Source organism: Streptomyces sp. NBC_00080, from assembly GCF_045041255.1.
In the GTDB taxonomy this organism is placed as follows: domain Bacteria; phylum Actinomycetota; class Actinomycetes; order Streptomycetales; family Streptomycetaceae; genus Streptomyces; species Streptomyces coriariae.
The window spans coordinates 618,698-639,505 of sequence record NZ_CP108235.1; the positions used below are offsets into that span (position 1 = coordinate 618,698).

The window sequence follows — 20,808 nt, forward strand, 5'->3', positions numbered from 1 at the left end:
CCCCACAAGTCGGTGTCGACTACGGAACATTGCGTACCGCTTCCCGGACGGGCCCCGTCGGACCGGCGAGGACATGACGCGGCCGGCCCACGAGGGTCCGTGGGCCGGCCGATGACGTGACGGGCGGTGTGCGCGAGGAGCGGGGTACGGGAGGGGGCCGAACGGGACGGATTCCGTCAGTCGCGCGGCGCCTGGGCCGTGGAGCCGCGTACGACCAGCTCGGGCTCGAACAGCAGCTCACCGGGCGGCACTTCGCCGCCCTGGATCTGGGTGCACAGCAGCTCCACGGCGGCGCGCCCCATGGCCTCGATGGGCTGGCGCACGGTGGACAGCGGGGGTTCCGTGCAGTTCATGAAGGCGGAGTCGTCGAAGCCGACGACGGACACCTGCTCAGGCACCGCGAGACCGCGCCGCCGGGCGGCCCTGATGGCGCCGAGGGCCAGCGGGTCGCTGGCGCAGATGATGCCGGTGACCCCGCGGTCCAGCAGGCGCGAAGTGGCCGCCTGACCGCCTTCCAGGGAGAACATCGAGCGCGCCACCCGGTCGTCGGGGAGCGGGGAGCCGGCCGCCTCGGCCGCGGCCTGGGCGGCGGCGAGCTTGCGCCGGGAGGGGATGTGGTCGCGGGGCCCGAGGACGACCCCGATGCGCTCGTGGCCCAGCAGGGAGAGGTGGCGCCAGGCCTGTTCCACCGCGACGGCGTCGTCGCAGGAGACACAGGGGAAGTCCAGCTCCGCTATGGGCGCGTTGATCAGGACCACCGGGATCTGCCGCTCGGCGAGCTGCCGGTAGTGGTCGTGCGGGGCGTCGGCCTGCGCGAACAGCCCTCCGGCGAAGACCACGCCGGAGACGTGCTGCTGAAGGAGGAGATCGACGTAGTCCGCCTCGGAGACGCCGCCCTTGGTCTGGGTGCACAGCACGGGTGTCAGCCCCTGCTGGGCCAGTGCGCCGCCGATCACCTCGGCGAACAGCGGGAAGATCGGGTTCTGCAGCTCCGGCAGGACGAGTCCCACCAGGCGGGCGCGTTCGCCGCGCAGTTGGGTGGGGCGCTCGTAGCCGAGCACATCCAGTGCCGTCAGCACCGACTGACGGGTGGTCTCGGATACCCCCGGCTTGCCGTTGAGCACCCGGCTGACCGTGGCTTCGCTGACCCCTACCTTCTTGGCAACCTGAGCAAGTCGTCGCGTCATGGGCGCAAGGCTAGCGCAAGCCGCGCAAACGGCTTGCGCCAACCAGGGCCACCATGTTCATTTCCCGTCAGGATCCATGACTCTCTTGCGGACCGACGTTCAGGGATTGATGTTGATCTTGAAGGTGGAGGTGGTGTTCCGGATGTCCACGGCGTTGCCGTTCAGGCGCAGCCCGTTGAAGGTGACCTCGCCGACCGCCGGACCCTGATCGGCCTCGGGCAGCTCGTTGGCCCACAGTCCGAAGCCGGATCTGGCGTCGAAGGCGTCACCGCTCTTGCGGGCGCCGGTGATCGAGATGTCGGTGAGGACGGTGTCCTTGATCGGGTTCACCGGCCGGCCGCCGACGTACTGCGTCTGGAACATGATGCCGGAGTAGGTCGGGTCGATGATGTCGACGTCGTTGACGCGGATGCCCTGGAACACCTTGGACGCGGAGAACAGCCAGATGCCGGGGAAGGTCTGGGCCCCCCAGAAGTGCCCGCCGGAGCGGACCACGGAGACGTTCTCCACCGTCGTCGGATCGGTGCCGAAGCCGTTCATCGGATAGCCGAAGTCCAGCGAGCTGATGGTGATGCCGGAGTAGACCAGGGTGTCGGCGATGTGGATGTTGCGGAAGGTGTTGTCGTAGCCGCCGTACACGGCGATGCCCGCGGCCCGCCAGGTCAGCAGCGAGGTCAGGTTCTCGTAGAGGTTGTCCTTCATGTCGGCGCCGCCCGCGTCGATCGCCGAGAACAGCGCGAAGCTGTCGTCGCCGGAGGAGCGGGACTCGTTGTTGACGACGTGGTTGTCCGTCGACCCGTTGGTCATGTTGACGCCGTCGGCGAAGGTGTCGCGGATGCGCGCGTTGCTGACCGTCATCCGGTCGGTGTTGGCGCCCCAGTACAGACAGACCATGTGCTCGGTCCAGGTGTTGTCGATGACGATGTCCGACACGTTGGCGAAGTCGAACACCTTGCCCGGCCCGTCGATGCGCGAGGTGTAGTTGCCGAAGTAGGCGAAGCCGCGGAACGCGGAGCCCTTGGCGCTCGCCTCGGCCCGGAAGCCGACGTCGGTGTTCTCCTGGCCGGCCGGGGCGTGGAACTGGGTGTACCAGGGTCCGGCGCCGACCACCTGCACGGCCTTGCCGTACACCTGGAACTTGGACGAGGTCTGGTAGGCGCCCGGCGGCAGATAGACACCGGTGAGCTTGCCGGTGGTGTCCATACGGACCCGGTCGAGGGCGTTCTGCACGTCCTGGTGGGTGAAACCGGCCGGGACGGCGTACGCCGCCGGGTCGGGGTTGGCGACGGGCGCGGCCTGCTCCAGGCTGACGAAGTCGATCGCGTAGCGCGAGGTGTTGGCGGCGTCCTTCTGGAGCCGGATCTTCGCACCGGCCGGGACGGTCTCGCCCAGCATCAGGTGCGCCTCGTCGTAGATGTGGCGCGGGGCTCCCGCGGACGGCGCGTTGCCGGGCGAGGCCTCGGCGCCGTACAGCCAGGCGTACCGCGAGGTGAGCGGCAGCGCCTTGCGCAGAGTGCCGTTGACGTAGACGTTCAAGGTGGCGTCGGTGCCGCCGCCGCCCGCGGCATCGGGAATGGAGAAGCGGGTCACCAGGGTGTTGGTGGCTGCCCGGGTGGTGAACTCCACGTACTGGCCGGTGCCGTCGAGGGTGACGGCCTTGCGTCCTGACGCCTCGCCCGCGAGGTCGCCGACGGTGCGGTTGGGCCCGACGGTGGTGGCGCCGCCGCCCGTGGCGCCGTCCTCGGCCTCGTACATGTCGTACGGCATGTTGGCGCCGCGTCCGACGAAGAGGGACTGCTCGACGGTGTTGTTCTCCCGCTTCACGGGGAGTTCGTTGCCGTCGGCCGCGACCGTGGCGCGCACCGTGTAGGTGCCGTTGGCGGCGGTCCAGGTGCCGAGGGTGACCGGTGCGGTGGTGGCACCGGCGGCGATCGCCCCGTCGTGAGAGCCGGTCACGGTGCGAACGGTCGCCCCCTTGGAGTCGACCAGGGCGAGGGTGAGGGCATGGGCGCCGCTCGCCGAGGCGACGGTGCCCTGGTTGCGCACGGCGACCCGGAAGGTGACCGTGTCGCCCGCGGCCGGGCCGGACGGGGACGTGGTGACCACCGGGACCAGGTCGGAGCTGCTGACCGGGCGCACGGTGAGCGCGGTGGGCGCCGTGTAGGTGTTGTCGGTCTCGTTCTGCTCGATCACCGTGCCGCCGTCGTCCGCGACGGCGCTGAGCTGGTAGGTCCCCGTCTCGCGGGCGCCGATCGAGGCGCTGACGGTGGTCTGTGCGCCGGCGGCCAGGGCGCCCACGGGGGCGGTGGCGACCTTGGTGCCGTTCAGCCGCAGCGCGAGGCTGCTCGCGGGCGCGGCGGTCTCGCCGCTGTTGCGGACGGTGGCGGACAGGGTGATGGTGTCCGACTCGACGGGCGAGGCCGGTGAGGCGGTCAGCGAGGTGACCTGCAGATCGGGGTTGGGTGCGGCGGTGCCGATCACCTGGAACTCGGCGATCTGCCCTGCCGGGGCACCGGAGTTGGCGGTGAACCGCAACTGGACATCCGCGACGCGGGCGGCGACCGGGATGGTCACCGTGTTGCCGCTCGCCGGGCTGAAGGCGTACTCCTTGGCGGCGACCAGCGAGGTGAAGCCGCTCGCGGACTGCTCACGCCCGAGCACCTGGACGGTCTGGGTGCGCGGGCCCCAGGAGCTGTCCGGGTCGAGGCGCAGGACCAGTGAGGTGACGTCGGCGTCGGCGCCGAGCTGCACGGTCAGTGTGGCGGGGTGGCCGGAGCCCTCCCAATAGGTGCTGGTGGAGTTGTCGTTGGCGTTCTCGGCCACGAAGGAGTGCACGGTCGAGGAGGCGGTGATGGGCCTGCCGACCGCGAGGTTGGAGCCGGGGCCGGAAGTGCCGGTCCGTGTGACGGAGTTGCTGTCGCCGGAGACGTTCCCGGCGGCGTCCTTCGCCCGCACGACGTAGGACACGGTCACGGTGGCGGGGCGGTTGTCGGTGTACGTGGTGGCGTTGCCCGCGACGGTGGTCAGCAGGGTGTTGTTGCCGTACACCTCGTAACCGGTGACGGCGGTGTTGTCGGTGGAGGCGTTCCAGGTCAGCCGGATCTGCCCGGCGGCAGGCTCGGTGAAGGCCAGGTTCGCCGGAGCGGTGGGCGCCTGGGTGTCACCCGTCGCGCCGCGGCGGGTGACGGTGTTGCTGTTGCCGGAGACGTTCCCGGCGGCGTCCTTGGCGCGCACGAAGTAGGCGACCGTGACGCTCGCGGGGCGGGTGTCGGTGTACGTGGTGGCGTTGCCGGCGACCGAGGTCAGCAGTTCGTTGTCGGCGTAGACGTCGTAGCCGGTGACGGCGGTGTTGTCGGTGGAGGCGTTCCAGGTCAGCCGGATCTGCCCGGTGGCAGGCTCGGTGAAGGCCAGGTTCGCCGGAGCGGTGGGCGCCTGGGTGTCGCCGGTCGCCGGGCCGTAGACCTCCAGCGCGGACAGCTGGGCGGCCGGCTGACCGGTGTTGGCGGTGACCAGGACCTGGACGTACCGCGTGGTGGCCGTGTCGAAGGTGATCGTCACCGTGTTCCCGTCGGCCGGGGCGAACTGGTACGCCCTCGACGCCGTCAGGTCGGTGAAGTCGGTCCCGTTGGCGCTGCTCTGGATCTTCAGGCTCTGGGTGCGGGCGCCCCAGCCGTCGGGCAGCTTGAGCACCACCCGGTCGACGCCGAGGGAGGAGCCGAGGTCGGCCCGGATCCATTGCGGGAGTTCGTTGTTGCGGCTCTCCCAGTAGCTGGCCTTGTTGCCGTCCGCGGCGTTGGACGGCACGTAGGTCTCGGTGTGGCTGCTCGCGGTGAGGGTGCGGCCGCGGGCGAGGTCGGTGGAGGACTCGCCCGCCGCGTGCACCTCGAGTTCCGAGAGCTGGGCGGCCTGCCAGCCGGTGTTGGCGGTGATCTCGATCCGTACGTAGCGGGTCTGCCCGGCCGGGAAGGCCACCGTGACGGTGTTGGCCGCGCCGGGGCTGAAGGTGTAGGCGGCGGACGCCTTCAGGGTGGTGAAGCCGGTGCCGTCGGCGCTGCCCTGCACGGACAGCGTCTGGCCGCGGGTCTCCCAGGACGCGGGCAGCTTCAGCACGACCTCGTCGACCCGGGCGGTGGAGCCCAGGTCGGTCTGGACCCATTGCGGCAGGTCGCCGCCCGCGCTCTGCCAGTAGGAGCTCTGGTCGCCGTCGGTGATGTTGCGGGCGGCGTACTCGGTGTGTGCGCTGGCGGCCGCGGTGGGCCGTCCGGCAGCGAGGTTGGGGCCGTCGGCCGCCGAGGCGTCGGTCAGTGACGACGCGCCCAGCATCAGCAGGCTGGTCGTGAGGACGGCGGCCATGGCCCGCCATCCCCTGCGCTTCGGTCTCATCTCTCCCCGATCTCCGTCCCGTCCGCCGTGGCGCGGAGGGACGCGGTTGCTGGATGGGTCGGCTCGACGGTGCACCGGACACGCCTCAATGTGCGGGACAGGGCACCGCTTTTGCGTGAATCGCTCAGAGAGTTGCAGACCGCTAGGGGTTCGTCCACCGTCGGGACAGCGGTGGATCCGACCGCTCATCCCCTGACGACCTGCCCATGGGCCGGGATCAGCGACTTTCGTGCGGGCTTTCACGATGACGCAAGCGGATCCGCAAGCAACGCAAGCCGCTTGCGTGGCCAACTCCCGCTACTGCCGGGACCGTTGACAAAGCGGAGACACGCTAGAAACCTGTGGGCGTACTTTCCGCAAAGAATCGACCGTTCAACTCAATTTGCGTGCACGGCCGGCGTTTCCCACCTCGGGTCGGCCCCTCGGGGCTGCTCCCGCACTCGTCTCCCCGCACCTCCCGCACCTCCCGCGTCTCCCCGCACCTCCAGGGCCGACCCGCCGTGCCCTCCCCCGTGTTCACCGACCGAACAGAGGACCCCATGAGTTGGAGACCACCGGGCCGTCGGCCCGTGACCGGCGCGGTCGTCGCCGGGCTCCTGTCGACCGGCCTGCTTCCGCTGGCCTTCGCCTCCCCCGCCCAGGCGGCTCCCGCCGCGGCCGACGTCAACCTCGCCCTCGGCCGCCCCGCCACGGCGGGCGGAGCGCACGCCGAGTACCCCGCCCGCAACCTCACCGACGGTGTCCAGGCCTCCTACTGGGAGGGCCCGGCGGGGTCCTTCCCGCAATGGGCACAGGTCGACCTCGGCGCGGCCCGGGAGGTGGACCGGGTGGTGCTCAAACTCCCGACCGGCTGGGGCAGCCGCAACGAGACCCTGTCGCTGCAGGGCAGCAGCGACGGCTCCGGCTTCAGTACTCTCGCGACCTCTGCGGTCCGGGTGTTCGACCCGGACCGGGCCAACACGGTGTCCGTCGCCCTGGCCTCCCCCGCGGACGTGCGGTACGTCCGCGTCGACGTCTCCGGCAACACCGGCTGGAACGCCGCGCAACTCTCCGAGCTGGAGGTGTACGGCGAGGACGGCGGCACGGACCCGGGCGACCCGCCACCCGCCGGCACCAACCTGGCCCGCAACAAGCCGGTCGAGGCCACCTCCACCGCACAGACCTATGTCGCCGCCAACGCCACCGACGACTCCGTCTCCACCTACTGGGAGGCGGCCGGTCACCCCTCGGATCTCACCGTCGCGCTGGGGGCCGACGCCGACGTGACCGGCGTGGTGGTCAAGCTCAACCCGGACCCGGTATGGGCGGCCCGCACCCAGACCATCCAGGTCCTCGGCCGGCAGCAGTCCGCGAGCGGCTTCACCTCGCTGGCAGCCGCGAAGTCGTACTCCTTCAGCCCGGCGAGCGGCAACACGGTGACCGTCCCGGTCAGCGGCCGCTGGTCCGACGTACGGCTGCACTTCACCGCCAACTCCGGTGCGCCCGGCGGGCAGGTCGCCGAGTTCCAGGTCGTGGGCACCGCCGCCCCCGCGCCCGACCTGACGGTCACCACGCTCGACTGGACGCCGGCCGCGCCCAGCGAGCGGGAGCCGGTCACCGTCAAGGCCGCCGTGCGCAACGCGGGCACCGCGCGCTCCGCCGCCACCACCGTCGACGTCAGCGTGGAGGGCACGATCGCCGGCAGCGCCGCCGTCCCGGCGCTGGACCCGGGCGCCTCGGCGACCGTGGACGTCGCCACCGGTACCCGAGCGGCGGGCAGTTACGGCGTGTCGGCCGTCGTCGACCCCCGGAACACCGTTCCGGAGCTGGACGACAGCAACAACAGCCGTACGTCCGCGAACAGACTGGTCGTCACCCAGGCACCCGGCCCCGACCTGGAGGTGGCCTCGATCACCACCAGCCCGGCCAACCCGGCCGTCGGCCAGGCCGTCTCCTTCGCCGTCGCCCTGCACAACCGCGGGATCAGCGCCGCTCCGGCCGGCTCGGTGACCCGGGTCCGGGTCGGCTCGACCACCCTCGACGGCACCACCGGCCAGGTGGCCCCCGACGCCACGGTGAACGTGGCGATCAGCGGGACCTGGACAGCCACCGCGGGCGGGGCGACCCTCACCGCGACCGCCGACGCCACCGGGGTCGTCGCCGAGACGAACGAGAACAACAACGTCCTCACCAAGTCCCTGGTGGTCGGCCGCGGCGCCGCCGTGCCCTACACCGAGTACGAGGCGGAGGACGGGCGGTACACCGGCACCCTCCTCACCGCCGACGCCCAACGGACCTTCGGGCACACCAACTTCGCCACCGAGTCCTCCGGCCGCAGCTCGGTCCGGCTCACCTCGACCGGCCAGTACGTGGAATTCACCTCCACGAACGCGGCCAACTCCCTCGTGGTGCGCAACTCCGTCCCGGACTCCGCGTCCGGCGGCGGCGCGGACGCCACCGTCAGCCTGTACGCGGACGGCGCCTTCGTGCAGAAGCTGTCCCTGTCGTCCAAGCACAGCTGGCTGTACGGCACCACCGACGACCCCGAGGGACTGACCAACCGGCCGGGCGGCGACGCGCGGCGCCTGTTCGACGAGTCACACGCGCTGCTGTCGAAGAGCTATCCGGCGGGCACCGTGTTCCGCCTCCAGCGCGACGCGGGCGACTCGGCCGCCTTCCAGGTGATCGACCTGGTCGACCTGGAGCAGGTGGCCCCCGCCGCGTCCAAGCCGGCCGCCTGCACCTCGATCACGGAGTACGGCGCCGTACCCAACGACGGCCTCGACGACACCGACGCCATCCAGCGGGCGGTCACCGCCGACCAGAACGGCCAGATCTCCTGCGTGTGGATCCCGGCCGGGCAGTGGCGTCAGGAGCAGAAGATCCTCACCGACGACCCGCTGAACCGGGGGCAGTTCAACCAGGTGGGCATCCGGGACGTCACCATCCGCGGCGCGGGCATGTGGCACTCCCAGCTGTACACGCTGACCCCGCCGCAGGAGGCGGGCGGCATCAACCACCCGCACGAGGGCAACTTCGGCTTCGACATCGACTCCAACACCCAGATCTCCGACATCGCCATCTTCGGCTCGGGCACCATCCGCGGCGGCGACGGCAACGCCGAGGGCGGCGTCGGTCTCAACGGCCGCTTCGGCAAGGGCACGAAGATCACCAACGTGTGGATCGAGCACGCCAACGTCGGTGTCTGGGCAGGCCGCGACTACTCCAACATCCCCGAGCTGTGGGGCCCCGGCGACGGCCTGGAGTTCTCCGGGGTACGCATCCGCGACACCTACGCCGACGGCATCAACTTCGCCAACGGCACCCGCAACTCGACCGTCTACAACTCCTCCTTCCGCAACACCGGCGACGACGCGCTCGCCGTGTGGGCCAGCAAGTACGTGAAGGACACCTCGGTGGACGTCGGCCACGACAACCACTTCCGCAACAACACGATCCAGCTGCCCTGGCGGGCCAACGGCATCGCGGTGTACGGCGGTTACGGCAACACCATCGAGAACAACATCGTCTCCGACACCATGAACTACCCGGGCATCATGCTGGCCACCGACCACGACCCGCTGCCCTTCACCGGTGAGACCCTGATCGCGGGCAACGCCCTGTACCGCGCGGGCGGCGCGTTCTGGAACGAGGACCAGGAGTTCGGCGCGATCACCCTGTTCGCTCAGGGCCAGGACATCCCGGGCGTCACCATCCGGGACACCGAGATCCACGACTCGACGTACGACGGCATCCAGTTCAAGACGGGTGGCGGCGCGATGCCGGGCGTGAAGATCACGAACGTGCGCATCGACAGGTCCGACAACGGCTCCGGCATCCTCGCGATGAGTGGCGCCCGCGGCAGCGCCACCCTGTCCGGTGTGACGATCACCGGCTCGGCCCAGGGGGACGTACTCATCGAACCGGGCTCGCAGTTCACGATCACCGGCACCCCGAACGGGGCGACGGGACGACGCGACGCCTACTGAGCACGACCGGTGGGCCCCCCGAGAGCGGGGCCCACCGCTCCCTCGCCGTACCGCTCCCACGCCGTACCGCTACGCCCCCGCTCCGCGGATCGCCCGCTCGAACGCGAGCGCCGTTCGACCTCGTCCGGTCGCACCCCGTCCGGTCGCACCCCGTCTAGTCGGGGACCCTGTCGGCCGTGACCAGCAAGTACTCCCAGTCCATGGCCCCGTCCGCGAGGTGCCGGGCGGCCAGCTCCACGAGCGCCGTGTCGAGGGCGGTCACCTTGTCGGGGTCGTCGGCGATGGCGGCGTAGACGGCGAGGGTCGGGCCGTAGCAGCGCTTGAAGAACTCCCGGAAGTCCTCCGGGCCGGAGAACGTGTCGATGCGCAGCACCTGACGACGGGCGTCGACGCCGGTCACACGGTCGCCGAGCAGAGAACGCACGTGGCCCTCGTCACCCCACAACGGCGGCGGCTGCGCTCCGGGCGGTGGCGGGGGCGCGTACGGGCGCATGGCGGCGAACATCTGCCCGATGAAGCCTTCCGGAGTCCAGTTGACGAGGCCGATCTTCCCTCCGGGTCGACAGACGCGGACCAGTTCGTCGGCGGCCCGCTGGTGGTGCGGAGCGAACATGACGCCGACGCAGGACACCACGGTGTCGAAGTCCGCGTCCGCGAACGGCAGTTCCTCGGCGTCGCCCTCGCGCCACTCCAGCTTGGCACCCCGCTCCGCGGCGAGCCGGCGACCGGCCTCCAGCAGTTCCGGGGTCAGGTCCACCGCCACCACGTCGGCCCCGGCGAGGGCGGCGGGGATGGCGGCGTTCCCCGAACCGGCCGCGATGTCGAGCATCCGGGTCCCCGGCTGCACGCCGCTCTCGCGCACCAGCTCCGATCCCAGGTCCGGGATGACGTCCGAGGCCACGAGGGGATAGTCACCCAGTGCCCACATGGCTCGGTGCTTCGCCTTCAGGGCCCGGTCGGCCCGGGTCGCCTCACTCGCCTCGGACATGACGGATCCCTCCGCTGCGGCACCGTTCACCTTCGGTTCCGGGCGGGGGCCACCGCCTCGGACCGCCGCGCCCGAGCCTCGCCGACTCCGGCGCCTTCTCACGACTGTCTCACGGTTCGACCCGCCCCGCCCCGCCCCGCCTGCGGACGGGACTGCCGCACCGCATTATCGCCGTGCGGCGGCCGTGCGGCGCTGCGGTGCGCAGGCCCGACCGACCCGGCCGAGGCTAAGGACGGGGCCCGGTCACCGTGGCCAGCCTGGTCCTGATGGCGTCGGCCTCGGGCATGCCTAGTTCGACGTAGAGGGTGAGCGCACGCTCGTAGCGGCACTGGGCGGGGGCGGTGTCGCCGAGCGCGTGATGGGCCGCGCCGAGTCCGCCGAGGGCGCGGGCCTGCTGGCCCGGGCTGCCGATGTCCTCGGCGATGGCGAGGGCGTCGGTGTGGTGGACGAGGGCCTCGGCGGGCCGGCCGGCGGCGCAGACGGCCTCGCCGAGCCCGTTGAGCGCCCTGGCCTCGCCGTCCCGGTCGCCGTTCTGGCAGTAGAGGGTGAGCGCCTGCCGCTGGCATTCGGCGGCCTGCGCGTGCTGGTCCCGCCGCGAGTGGACGACACCGAGGCTGTGCAGCGCCCCGGCCTCGCCGTACCGGTCACCGACTTCGCGGAACAGGGCGAGGGCCTGCTCCTGGCGCCGCGCGGCCGACCCCAGCCGGCCGAGTCGCGTCTCGACCGTGCCGAGGTCGTTGAGCGCATGGGCTTCCAGGTAGGGGTTGCCGGCCAGCCGGAGCAGGGTCAGGGCCTGCTGGAGATGGTCGGCGGCCTGTCCGTAGCGGCCCAACTGTCCCTCGACGGAGGCCAGGTCCTTGAGGGCGATCGCTTCGCCCCACCGGTCGTCGACGCTCCGGTACAGCGACAGTGCCTGTTCCAGGTAGGCGACGGCGGGCAGGAAGCGGCCCACCCGTTCCTCGAGGAGGCCGAGGTTGACCAGGGCACGGGCCTGGCCGGTCGGGTCACTGGCGTGCCGGAACAACGTCAGCGCCTCCTGAAGGTGCTGACGTGCCGGTTCGTGTCGGGCCAGTTGCCAGTAGGCGGTGCCGAGGCCGAGCAGCGCCCGGGCCTCGCTCACCGGGTCGGCGATCAGGCGAGCGGCGTCCCGGGCGTGGCCGTGCATCGTGAGCCCGTCGGTGTGATGGCCGCTGATGAGGTAGCGGTACAGGGTGAGGGAGAGCCGGATGGCGTGGGTGGGCCGGCCGCGGGCGGCGGTGTGGGCGGACACCGCCGTCAGACACGTCCGCTCGGTGTTCAGCCAGGCGCGCGCGGCGTCGGGATCGGACAGGTCGGGCACGGGCGTGGCGGGTTCGGGAGCGGCGGGCCGTAAGTGGGCCTCTGCCGGGTGGAGGCAGTTCATGGCGGCGGCCGCGGTCGCGAGGTAGTGGTCGAAGAGCCGGTCGAGCGCCGCCTCGCGGACCTGCGGCGCGTCCTCGGCCGTGGCGAGGCGGGTGGCGTAGGCGCGCAGCAGGTCGTGCATGCCGTACCGGGCGGCTTCCATGGGCTGGACCAGATGGGCTCGGGCGAGGGCGTCGAGGGCACGGCGGGCGTCCGCCAGGCTGCTGCCGGTCAGCGCGGCGGCGGCGTGGGCGTCGAGGTCGGGGCCCGGGTGCAGGCCGAGCAGCCGGAAGGTGCGCGCCACGTCCGCCGGGAGGTGCCGCAGCGACCAGGAGAACACGACGGCGACGGCGGCGCGGGGGTCGCCGTCCGCGTCGAGCAGGTCCAGCCGCCGCTGCTGGTCGGCGAGTTCGGTGACGAGGTCGGAGAGCGGGGTGGCGGGGCGGGCGGCGGCGAGTTCCGCGGCGACCCGCAGTGCCAGCGGCAGTCGGGCGCACTGCGCGGCGAGGGCGTCCACGGCGTCGGGTTCGGCCTCGGCGCGGGGCCCGACGAGCCGCCGCAGCAGGGTGCGGGCGACGGCGGCGGGCAGCAGGTCGAGGTCGAGGCGGTGGGCGCCCTCGCGTGCGACCAGCCCGGCGAGGCTGTCGCGGCTGGTGACCAGGACCGCGCAGGAGCCCGTGCCGGGCAGCAGCGGGCGGACCTGCTCGACGGTGGCGGCGTTGTCGAGAACGATCAGCATGCGCCGCCCCGCGACCTCGGTGCGGTAGCGCGCCGCGCGGTCGTCCGCCTCCAGTGGGATGTCCTGTCCGGACACCCCGAGCGCGGTCAGGAACCGGCCCAGCGCGTCGAGGGCGGTCATGGGCCGCTCGGGGTCGTAGCCGCGCAGGTTCACGTACAACTGGCCGTCCGGGAAGCGGTCCCGGGCCCGGTGCGCCCAGTGGACCGCCAGGGCCGTCTTGCCCACGCCCGCCGTCCCGGACACCGCCGAGACCACCACCGCCGTCGGCCGTTCCGCTGCCGCGACCAGGACCTTCTCCAGCCGCGCCAGTTCCTCCTCGCGACCGGTGAACCCCGCCGCCTCCATGGGCAGTTGTGCGGGCACGGGGCCGACGCTCCCGACGCCGGTGCCCGTGGCCGTACTCGTGCCGGTGCCGGTGCCGGTGCCGGTGCCGGTGCCGGTGCCGGTGCCTGTGCCTGTGCCTGTGTCGGGCGGTGTGCGACGGGCGGTCGGTGCGGCCGCCCGGCCGCTCAGGATCGCCGCGTGTTCCCGCCGCGCCTCGGCTCCCGGAGCGGTTCCCAGTTCGTCGGCCAGCCGCTTTTGCAGGGCGGCGTAGCAGGCGAGCGCCTCCGGGGCGCGCCCGGCGGCGTGCAGCCCCCGCATCAACGCCACGGCGAGCGGCTCGGTCAGCGGGTGCTCGGCGACCAGGACCGACAGCGTGTCGACCACCACGACGTGGCCGCCCACGCGGAGTTCGGCGTCCGCCCAGGCCAGGACGGCGTCGAGGCGCTGATGCAGCCAGCTCTCCCGGGTGCGTGCCGCCCAGTCGCCGGGCAGTCCGGCCAGTGGCTCGCCCTGCCACAGGCCCATCGCCTCCCGCAGGGTCGACACCCGTACCGCATCGGAGCGGTCGGTCCGCCGGGCCCGCTCGACCAGGCTCCGGAAACGGTGCACGTCGACCAGGTCCCTGGGCACGTCGAGCCGGTAGCCTCCCGAGCCGCGCAGCAACGACGGTGCGGTGGGCGGGACTTCGGCGCCGCCGGTGAGGTGCGGGGCCGTCTCCACAAGGACACGGCGGACCCGGGCGATGTGGGCGTAGAGCGTGGCGCGCACCTGTGCGGGCGGGTCCTCGCCCCAGACCCGGTCGATCAGCGTCTCGGCCGCCACCCAGCGGCCCGCGTCAACCAGCAGCGCCGCCAGGACCGTACGCCGTTTGGCGGGGCCCAGATCCACAGGGCGGCCCGCCGCCCATAACTCCACAGGCCCCAGCAGCCGAAATCCCGTCACGCCGTCTCCCCGCCCCACCCTGCGCGCATCGCCCATCCCCACCAGGCGTCACCCAACCATCCGGCCACCTGCGAGGCAAGGTTTGCGCAAGGTTGTCGACCACCTCCCCGGTGCACCGTGTTCCTGGCAACCAACCCGCCTCACCACAGGCGGACTTGAGTCCCGCGGGCGGGCCACCGGCTGATGGAGGAACACTGAGAACGAAGCGGATTCCGGACTGTCCGTCCGGAGGACCGTGCGGCCACCTCGGCGTCAACGGCTCGGGCGACCCCGGCGACCACACGAATCTCCTCGTGCTCTCCCGGGGCTGGTACGACGGTTCCCCGGCGAACACCGTGCACCGGCACGACGTCGCCTCGAACAACTGGTGCGTGTGAACCCATCCACGGCGCGAAGGACACTCCTCACGGTGCTCCTTGCGCTCACCGCGGACGGGCTGCTCCCACGGGGGTGAGCAGCCCGTCCGCGGCCCCGCGGCACTCGACGAGCGTCCCCTGTCGGGCGCCACCGCGGCCGGCCGCACCCCACGTGGTGTGTGGGGACGGCGGCGGACGGAGCGCTGCGCGAGGTCTGGACACTCCCCTGTGAGCGTGCTGTCATACCGCTGTCACAGAATTTCCAACGTTGAAAAGGCCGCTTGACCGAGCGTCCCGACACCGGTGTGCAGTTGTCCTCCGCGGGCTCCCGGCCAGGAGCCCGCACTCCCGCCGGGCGTGGTCACGGCCTCTGTACGAGGAAGGGTTCGATGACACGACACGCCACCCGCCCCAGAGCCAGAGTGTGGGCGCTGCTCGCAGCGGCGGCCCTGATCCTGCCCCCGAGCGGGCTGCTTCCCACCGCGGCCGCCGCGGAGCCGTCGAGCAGCGCGTCGGCTCCCGCCGCCGAACAGGCCGCCGTCGAGACGCACGGCCTGAAGGGCGAGTACTTCAGCATGTCGGCGCCCGGCGCCCGGGACTTCGACCGGCTCGGCGGCACCCTGCTCGACCCGCAGATCAACTTCTCCGGACTGACCGGTACCTTCGAGGAGTTGACCGGGCGGACCGAGCACACCACCGCACGCTGGACGGGCCGTATCGAGGCGCCGGCCACCGGTGACTACACCTTCTACGCCATCGGTGACAACGGCTTCCGGCTCTACATCGACGATCGGCCCGTCATCGACCACTGGGTGGGCGACTGGGACCGGGAGCAGACCGGCGCCGCCGTCCGGCTGACCGCCGGCGAGCAGCACGACTTCCGTCTGGAACTGTTCCAGGACACCGGTGGCGCCAACATGTACCTGCGCTGGTCGACACCGACGATGTCCAAGCAGATCGTGCCGATGTCCGCGTTCACCCCACCGGCCGACTTCGAGGTGTACCCGGTCGAGATGTCGGTCGCCGAGAACGGACGGCGGCTGCGCGCCCGGTTCGAAGGCCGGGTGGGCGGTCTCCAGGGCGTCAAGGACCATCTGAAGGTCGAGGCCGACACGACCGCCATGCCGATCAGAGCGGTGACGGCCGTCCCCGGCGACCCCACCTCCCTGGACGTCGACCTCACGGAGCCGATCCAGCGCAGCCAACTGGTCAGGGCCTTCTACGACGGTGAGGGCGGGCTGACGGCCGGAGGCGAGAGCGTGCCGAAGGTCATCCGCTACGCCGACAACGCCTCCTCCCATCGGCTCACCACCGAGTGGGGCGACGACCTCGACAAGAAGCACCCGCTGCCGGAGTACCCGCGCCCCCAGCAGGTGCGGTCCCGGTGGAAGAACCTCAACGGGCCCTGGCAGTTCGGCGCGGCCGAGGCCGGAGAGGAGCCGGTCTTCGGCAAGAAGCTCGACGAGACGATCATCGTGCCGTTCCCGGTCGAGTCGCAGTTGTCCGGTCTCGAGCGGCACGAGGACCACATGTTCTACCGCAGGCTCGTCGACGTGCCCAAGAGCTGGAAGGTGGGCGGGAACGGCCGGGCCGACCGGCTGAAGCTCAACTTCGGCGCCGTCGACTACCAGGCCCGCGTCTATGTCAACGGCACGAAGGTCGCCGAACACACCGGCGGCTACAACGCCTTCAGCGCCGACATCACCGACGCGCTCAAGGGCACCGGCCCGCAGGAGATCGTCGTCGCCGTCACCGACACCGGAGGCGCCGACCAGCCCATGGGCAAGCAGTCCACGAACCCGGGCGGCATCTTCTACACCCAGACGTCCGGCATCTGGCAGACCGTCTGGATGGAGCCCGTCGCGTCCGCCGCGATCGACGGCATCGTCACGACGCCCGACATCGACACCGGCACCCTCGCGGTGACGGTGAACTCCGAGGACGCCTCCCCCGCCGCCCGGGTCGAGGCCGTCGCCCGCGACACCCGCGGGAAGGTCGTCGGCAAGGTCACCGGACCGGCGGGCGGCGCACTGCGCCTGCCGGTGGCGAAGCAGCATCTGTGGAGCCCGGACGACCCCTACCTCTACGACCTCGACGTCACGCTCACCGACGGCAGGTCCACCGACAGGGTCGGCAGCTACTTCGGCATGCGCGAGGTCGGCATCGAGAAGGTGGGCGGCTTCGACAAGCTCGTCCTCAACGGCAAGCCGATCTTCTCCCTCGCCACCCTCGACCAGGGGTTCTGGCCCGACGGCCTCTACACCGCGCCCAGCGACGAAGCCCTGGCCTTCGACCTCGAGGCACACAAGAAGCTCGGCTTCAACGCCGTCCGCAAGCACATCAAGGTCGAGCCGCAGCGCTGGTTCTACCACGCGGACCGGCTCGGCCTGCTGGTCTGGCAGGACTTCGTCTCCGGGAACCTCACCAACGCCACCGGCCAGAAGGCGTTCGTCGACCAGGGCAAGGAGATCGTGCGCCAGCACCACAACTCGCCCTCGGTCATCGGCTGGATCGTGTTCAACGAGGGCTGGGGCGAGTGGAACCGCGAGGAGACCGGCCGCATCACCGAGTCCGTCCAGGCGGCCGACCCGTCCCGCGTCGTCAACGCCCACAGCGGCGTCAACTGCTGCAACTCCAAGGGGGATTCGGGCAAGGGCGACATCATCGACCACCACGACTACAACAACACCGACCCCGCCTTCCCCGACGACGGCCGGGCGGCCATGGACGGTGAGCACGGCGGCTTCGTCCTGCGCACGCCGGGCCACATGTGGCCGGGCGCCCCGACGGTGATCTACAGCGGTGTCAACACCAAGGAGGAGCTGACCCGCAAGTACGTCGAGAACACCCGGCAGTTCTATGTCGAGCAGGCCGGCGCCGAACTGTCGGGTTCGGTGTACACGCAGATCACCGACCTGGAGAACGAGCTGAACGGCCTGTACACATACGACCGCCGCGAGACAAAGGTCGATCCCGACCAGGTGCGGAAGATCAACCGAGAGGTGATCGCCGCCGGTGCCGCCGCGGGCCGCGCGGGGCCGCTGAAGGGCGGCGGGCACTGGAGCCTCGACGAGGGCACCGGCACCCTCGCCAAGGACGAGGGCCCGAACGCCAGGCCTCTCACCCTCCACGGCGGTGCCTCCTGGACCCCCGGCATCAGCGGCAGCGCCCTGGAGTTCGACGGTCTGAAGCAGTACGCCGAGACCGCGGGACCGGTGCTCGACACCAGCGGCAGCTACTCGGTGGCCGCCTGGGTCCGGCTCGACGCGATCCCCGGCAACTACGCCACCGCGGTCAGTCAGGACTCCCGCGCCACGGCCAACTCCTTCTACCTCCAGTACGGCCACGGCACCTTCGCCTTCAGCACGCCCGGCGAGCACCGCGCCCAGGTGGCCGTCGCCGCGGAGACGGGCCGCTGGTACCACCTGGTCGGCGTGCGGGACGCCACGAGCAACCAGATCCGGCTGTACGTCGACGGAAGGCTCGCGGCGACGACCACCGGCGGCACCGCTCTTCCGAGCACCGGTCCGCTGACCGTGGGGCGCGCCCACTGGGACGGCGCCAACGTCGACTTCTGGAACGGCGCGGTCGACGAGGTCCACGCCGTCGACCGGGCACTGACCACCGAGGAGGTGAGCACCCTCCACGCGCAGGAGAAGCCCTGAGGCACCGTGTTCGGCAGACGGTGGCGGCCTTGTCCCTCACGGGGCGAGGCCGCGCTCCTGCTCGGGCCCGACCTCGACCGGCCGATGCTCCGGCCGGAACCGGTACACCAGCCGCATGCAGCAGTCCACGTACGTGCGCACCGGTAACGGCCCCTGGATGCGGGGCACCAGGGGAAGCTCCTTCACCATTTCCTTGTCGGCCCAGGGAGACGTGGCCGACGACGGCGACGGCCAGAAGCTGCTCGGCATCTGGATCCGCCGGTCGTGGACGTTCCCGTCACGCTGAGGCTCAGCCGGGCCCGAGGCGCACGAGATCGGTCCCGGTGGCCGGGGAAAGGTCTCCCCCGGCCCACCGGGACCGCTGCCGTCGGCGGCTGTGCCGGGGTCACGGCGCCCAGGGCACCTCCACGGACCACGTCGTGTCCTCGGCGAACAGGGCGGGGTTGTCCCAGGTGTGCGTACCGCCCGGCGTGGCCAGCCACAACTCGGCGTTGTAGTGCCGCAGATACTGCTCCGGGAAGTGGTACGCGGACAGCCGCACGGCGCCGTTCGCGCCGCGGACGGGGCAGAAGGTGGCGTCGGCGCGGAACAGGTCCGTGCTGCCGGACTCCTTGTAGACGCGGTACTCGCGGTGACGCAGATACTGGCCGGGGTAGTTGCGCGACTCGAAGCTGTAGCAGCCGCTGTCGGCCAGTCCGGAAACGATCTTCCAGGTGGCGTCGTTCTTCAGCAACGCGTCGCTGCCGGCGGTGACGACCTCCGTGAAGCCCGCGCCGTCCCTGTGGCGCAGGTACCGGTCGGTGTGGCCGGGGGTCGTCACCCGCAGCGACCTGTACTGGCCGGCGGGCAGGGTGACCGGGGTGGTCGAGGCCTGGGACGCGTCGATGAGCGCGCGGTTGGCGGCCCTGACCCTGGCCTCGTCGACCTTGACCACCTGACGGTCGTAGGTGAGCAGGCCGTTGGCCTCGTTCTCGACGTCGGTGATCTCGGTGTAGACCGACGCCGACAGGCCGCGCGGCATGCGCACTTCGCGGATCGCGTCCAGCAGACCGACGAACCGGTTGTTCAGGTGCGCGAGGTCGGGCTGGTCCTCGTAGCTGAAGCCGCCGCCGGGGTACCACTCGTGTCCGGCGACCTTGAACCCGAGCCCGCCGAACTCGCCGAGCACGGCGGCGCGGGTCGCGCTGGGCACGGTGGTGCCGGGGCCGACGTAGACGTGGTGGTCCACGACGTCGCCGTTGCCGCCGTCGACCGAGCCGCAGCAGTTGACGCCGCTCATGTTGTTCACCAGGCGCGTCGGGTCGTACGCCTTGACCTTGGCGGCGATGCGGGCCTGGTCGTACTGGCCCCAGCCCTCGTTCTGGTCGACCCACATCACCAGGGACGGGGAGCTGCGATGCTGGTCGATGACACGGTCGTACTCGGCCTCCCACTGGGCGCGCGCAGCCGTGTCGGGGGTGCGCAGGTCCATGGCCGGCATGTCCTGCCAGACCAGCAGGCCGAGCCGGTCGGCCCAGTAGAACCAGCGCTGCGGTTCGACCTTGATGTGCTTGCGGACCATGTTGAAGCCCAGGTCCTTGTGCTTCTGCAGGTCGTACCTCAGGGCCGCGTCGGTGGGTGCGGTGTAGATGCCGTCCGGCCAGTAACCCTGGTCCAGGGTGCCGGTCTGGAAGACGAACTTCCCGTTCAGGAGCGGGCGTTGCATGCCGCCCACACCGGCCAGGCCGATGGTGCGCATGCCGGTGTAGCTGCCGACGGAGTCGACGGTCGCGGTGCCGGAGAGCAGGTCGGCCCTGACGTCGTAGAGGAACGGGTCGTCAGGGCTCCACAGGTGCGGGTTCGGGACGGGCACGGTGAACTCGGTACCGACGGCGCCGGTGGCCGTGCCCACGGTCGTGCCGCCGGCGGAGACCGTGACGCGGGCCTGGTGACCGCTGGTACCGGTGCCCCGGACGGTCACCTTGAGGCGGCTGTTCGCCGGATCCGGGACCAGGTCGAGGCGGCCTACGTACGCGGGCGCGGTCGGCTCCAGCCACACCGTCTGCCAGAGCCCGGACGCGGCGGTGTAGAAGATGCCGCCCCCGGCGTGCGGGGCGACGTCGTTGATGCGCTGCTTGCCGACGGCCTGGGAGCCGGTCTGGGTGGGGTCCCAGACGGAGACGACGAGGGTGTTGGTGCCGCCGTTCAGCAGATCGGTGATGTCGTAGGAGAAGGCGTCGTAGCCGCCGCTGTGGACGGCCCCGGCCTGGCGGCCGTTGACCCGGACGGTGGTGCGCCAGTCAGCGGCGCCGAAGTTGAGCTGGACGCGTCGGCCGTTCCAGTTCGTCGGGACGGTGAAGCCGCGCTTGTACCAGAGCTTGTCGTTCTGGGTGATCTTGCGCTGGATGCCGGAGAGCGCGGACTCGGCGACGAACGGGACCCGGATCTGTTCGGTGAACGAGGCGGGCTGGCCGGCGTCCGCCGAGGTGACCGCGAAGTCCCAGATGCCGTTGAGGTTGGCCCAGTCCGGGCGGGTCAGCTGCGGGCGTGGATATTCGGGGAGGGGGGTGTCGGTGGGGACCTGGTTCGTCCACGGGGTGGTCATGGGCGACGGCTTGGGCGTCCACGCCTGTGCGGCGGCGGCCGCGGGGGCGGTGGCGGTCAGTGCCGTGCCGCCGACCAGGATGAGCGCGGCGAGCGCGGTGGTGGCCCACCGCGCTCGTCGTCCCGTCCAGGCCGACAGCCTTCGGCCTGCGGGTACTCGACGCATCGTGCCTCCTTGACTCGTGGGGTGGGGAGACGTGCGCGTGCAGAAGGCGGCCGGGGAAGGTCCGGCCGGCCGGCACCGGACTCGGTGGCGGGGCGGGGCTCCGCCGCCGTCCGGGGCCGGTCCGGGG

Annotated in this window: 8 protein-coding genes; 3 read left to right on the forward strand and 5 right to left on the reverse strand. The window is 71.5% G+C overall.

The window, feature by feature from the left end; translation table 11 throughout:
* Positions 1-176 precede the first annotated feature (176 nt).
* Together OHU34_RS02725 and OHU34_RS02730 are read right to left on the reverse strand one after the other, a co-directional pair.
* Complete coding sequence (locus tag OHU34_RS02725) at positions 177-1,187, reverse strand: LacI family DNA-binding transcriptional regulator (RefSeq protein WP_142270360.1); 1,011 nt, start codon at positions 1,185-1,187, stop codon at positions 177-179.
* Positions 1,188-1,286: 99 nt separating this feature from the next.
* Positions 1,287-5,570: a discoidin domain-containing protein gene (locus OHU34_RS02730; protein WP_405764417.1), complete on the reverse strand. Its 4,284-nt coding sequence runs from the start codon at positions 5,568-5,570 to the stop codon at positions 1,287-1,289.
* A gap of 539 nt (positions 5,571-6,109) precedes the next feature.
* Here OHU34_RS02730 and OHU34_RS02735 point away from each other — a divergent pair.
* A complete protein-coding gene (locus tag OHU34_RS02735) occupies positions 6,110-9,538 on the forward strand; it encodes a CARDB domain-containing protein (protein WP_142270358.1) in 3,429 nt (1,142 codons plus the stop codon).
* A gap of 154 nt (positions 9,539-9,692) precedes the next feature.
* Here OHU34_RS02735 and OHU34_RS02740 read toward each other — a convergent pair whose 3' ends face one another.
* Positions 9,693-10,526, reverse strand: coding sequence for a class I SAM-dependent methyltransferase (locus tag OHU34_RS02740; protein WP_142270357.1), 834 nt, complete (start codon positions 10,524-10,526; stop codon positions 9,693-9,695).
* Positions 10,527-10,752: 226 nt separating this feature from the next.
* Complete coding sequence (locus OHU34_RS02745; protein ID WP_405764420.1) at positions 10,753-13,911, reverse strand: AfsR/SARP family transcriptional regulator; 3,159 nt, start codon at positions 13,909-13,911, stop codon at positions 10,753-10,755.
* A gap of 745 nt (positions 13,912-14,656) precedes the next feature.
* Between OHU34_RS02745 and OHU34_RS02750 the strand changes: the two genes are divergently transcribed.
* Both OHU34_RS02750 and OHU34_RS02755 read left to right on the forward strand, forming a co-directional pair.
* Positions 14,657-17,932: a LamG-like jellyroll fold domain-containing protein gene (locus tag OHU34_RS02750; protein ID WP_142270356.1), complete on the forward strand. Its 3,276-nt coding sequence runs from the start codon at positions 14,657-14,659 to the stop codon at positions 17,930-17,932.
* Positions 17,933-18,047: 115 nt separating this feature from the next.
* Positions 18,048-18,218 (forward strand): hypothetical protein, encoded by a 171-nt coding sequence (locus OHU34_RS02755; RefSeq protein ID WP_160160074.1) that lies wholly within the window; start codon positions 18,048-18,050, stop codon positions 18,216-18,218.
* Positions 18,219-18,317: 99 nt separating this feature from the next.
* Here OHU34_RS02755 and OHU34_RS02760 read toward each other — a convergent pair whose 3' ends face one another.
* Positions 18,318-20,681: an AbfB domain-containing protein gene (locus OHU34_RS02760; protein WP_405764423.1), complete on the reverse strand. Its 2,364-nt coding sequence runs from the start codon at positions 20,679-20,681 to the stop codon at positions 18,318-18,320.
* Positions 20,682-20,808 lie beyond the last annotated feature (127 nt).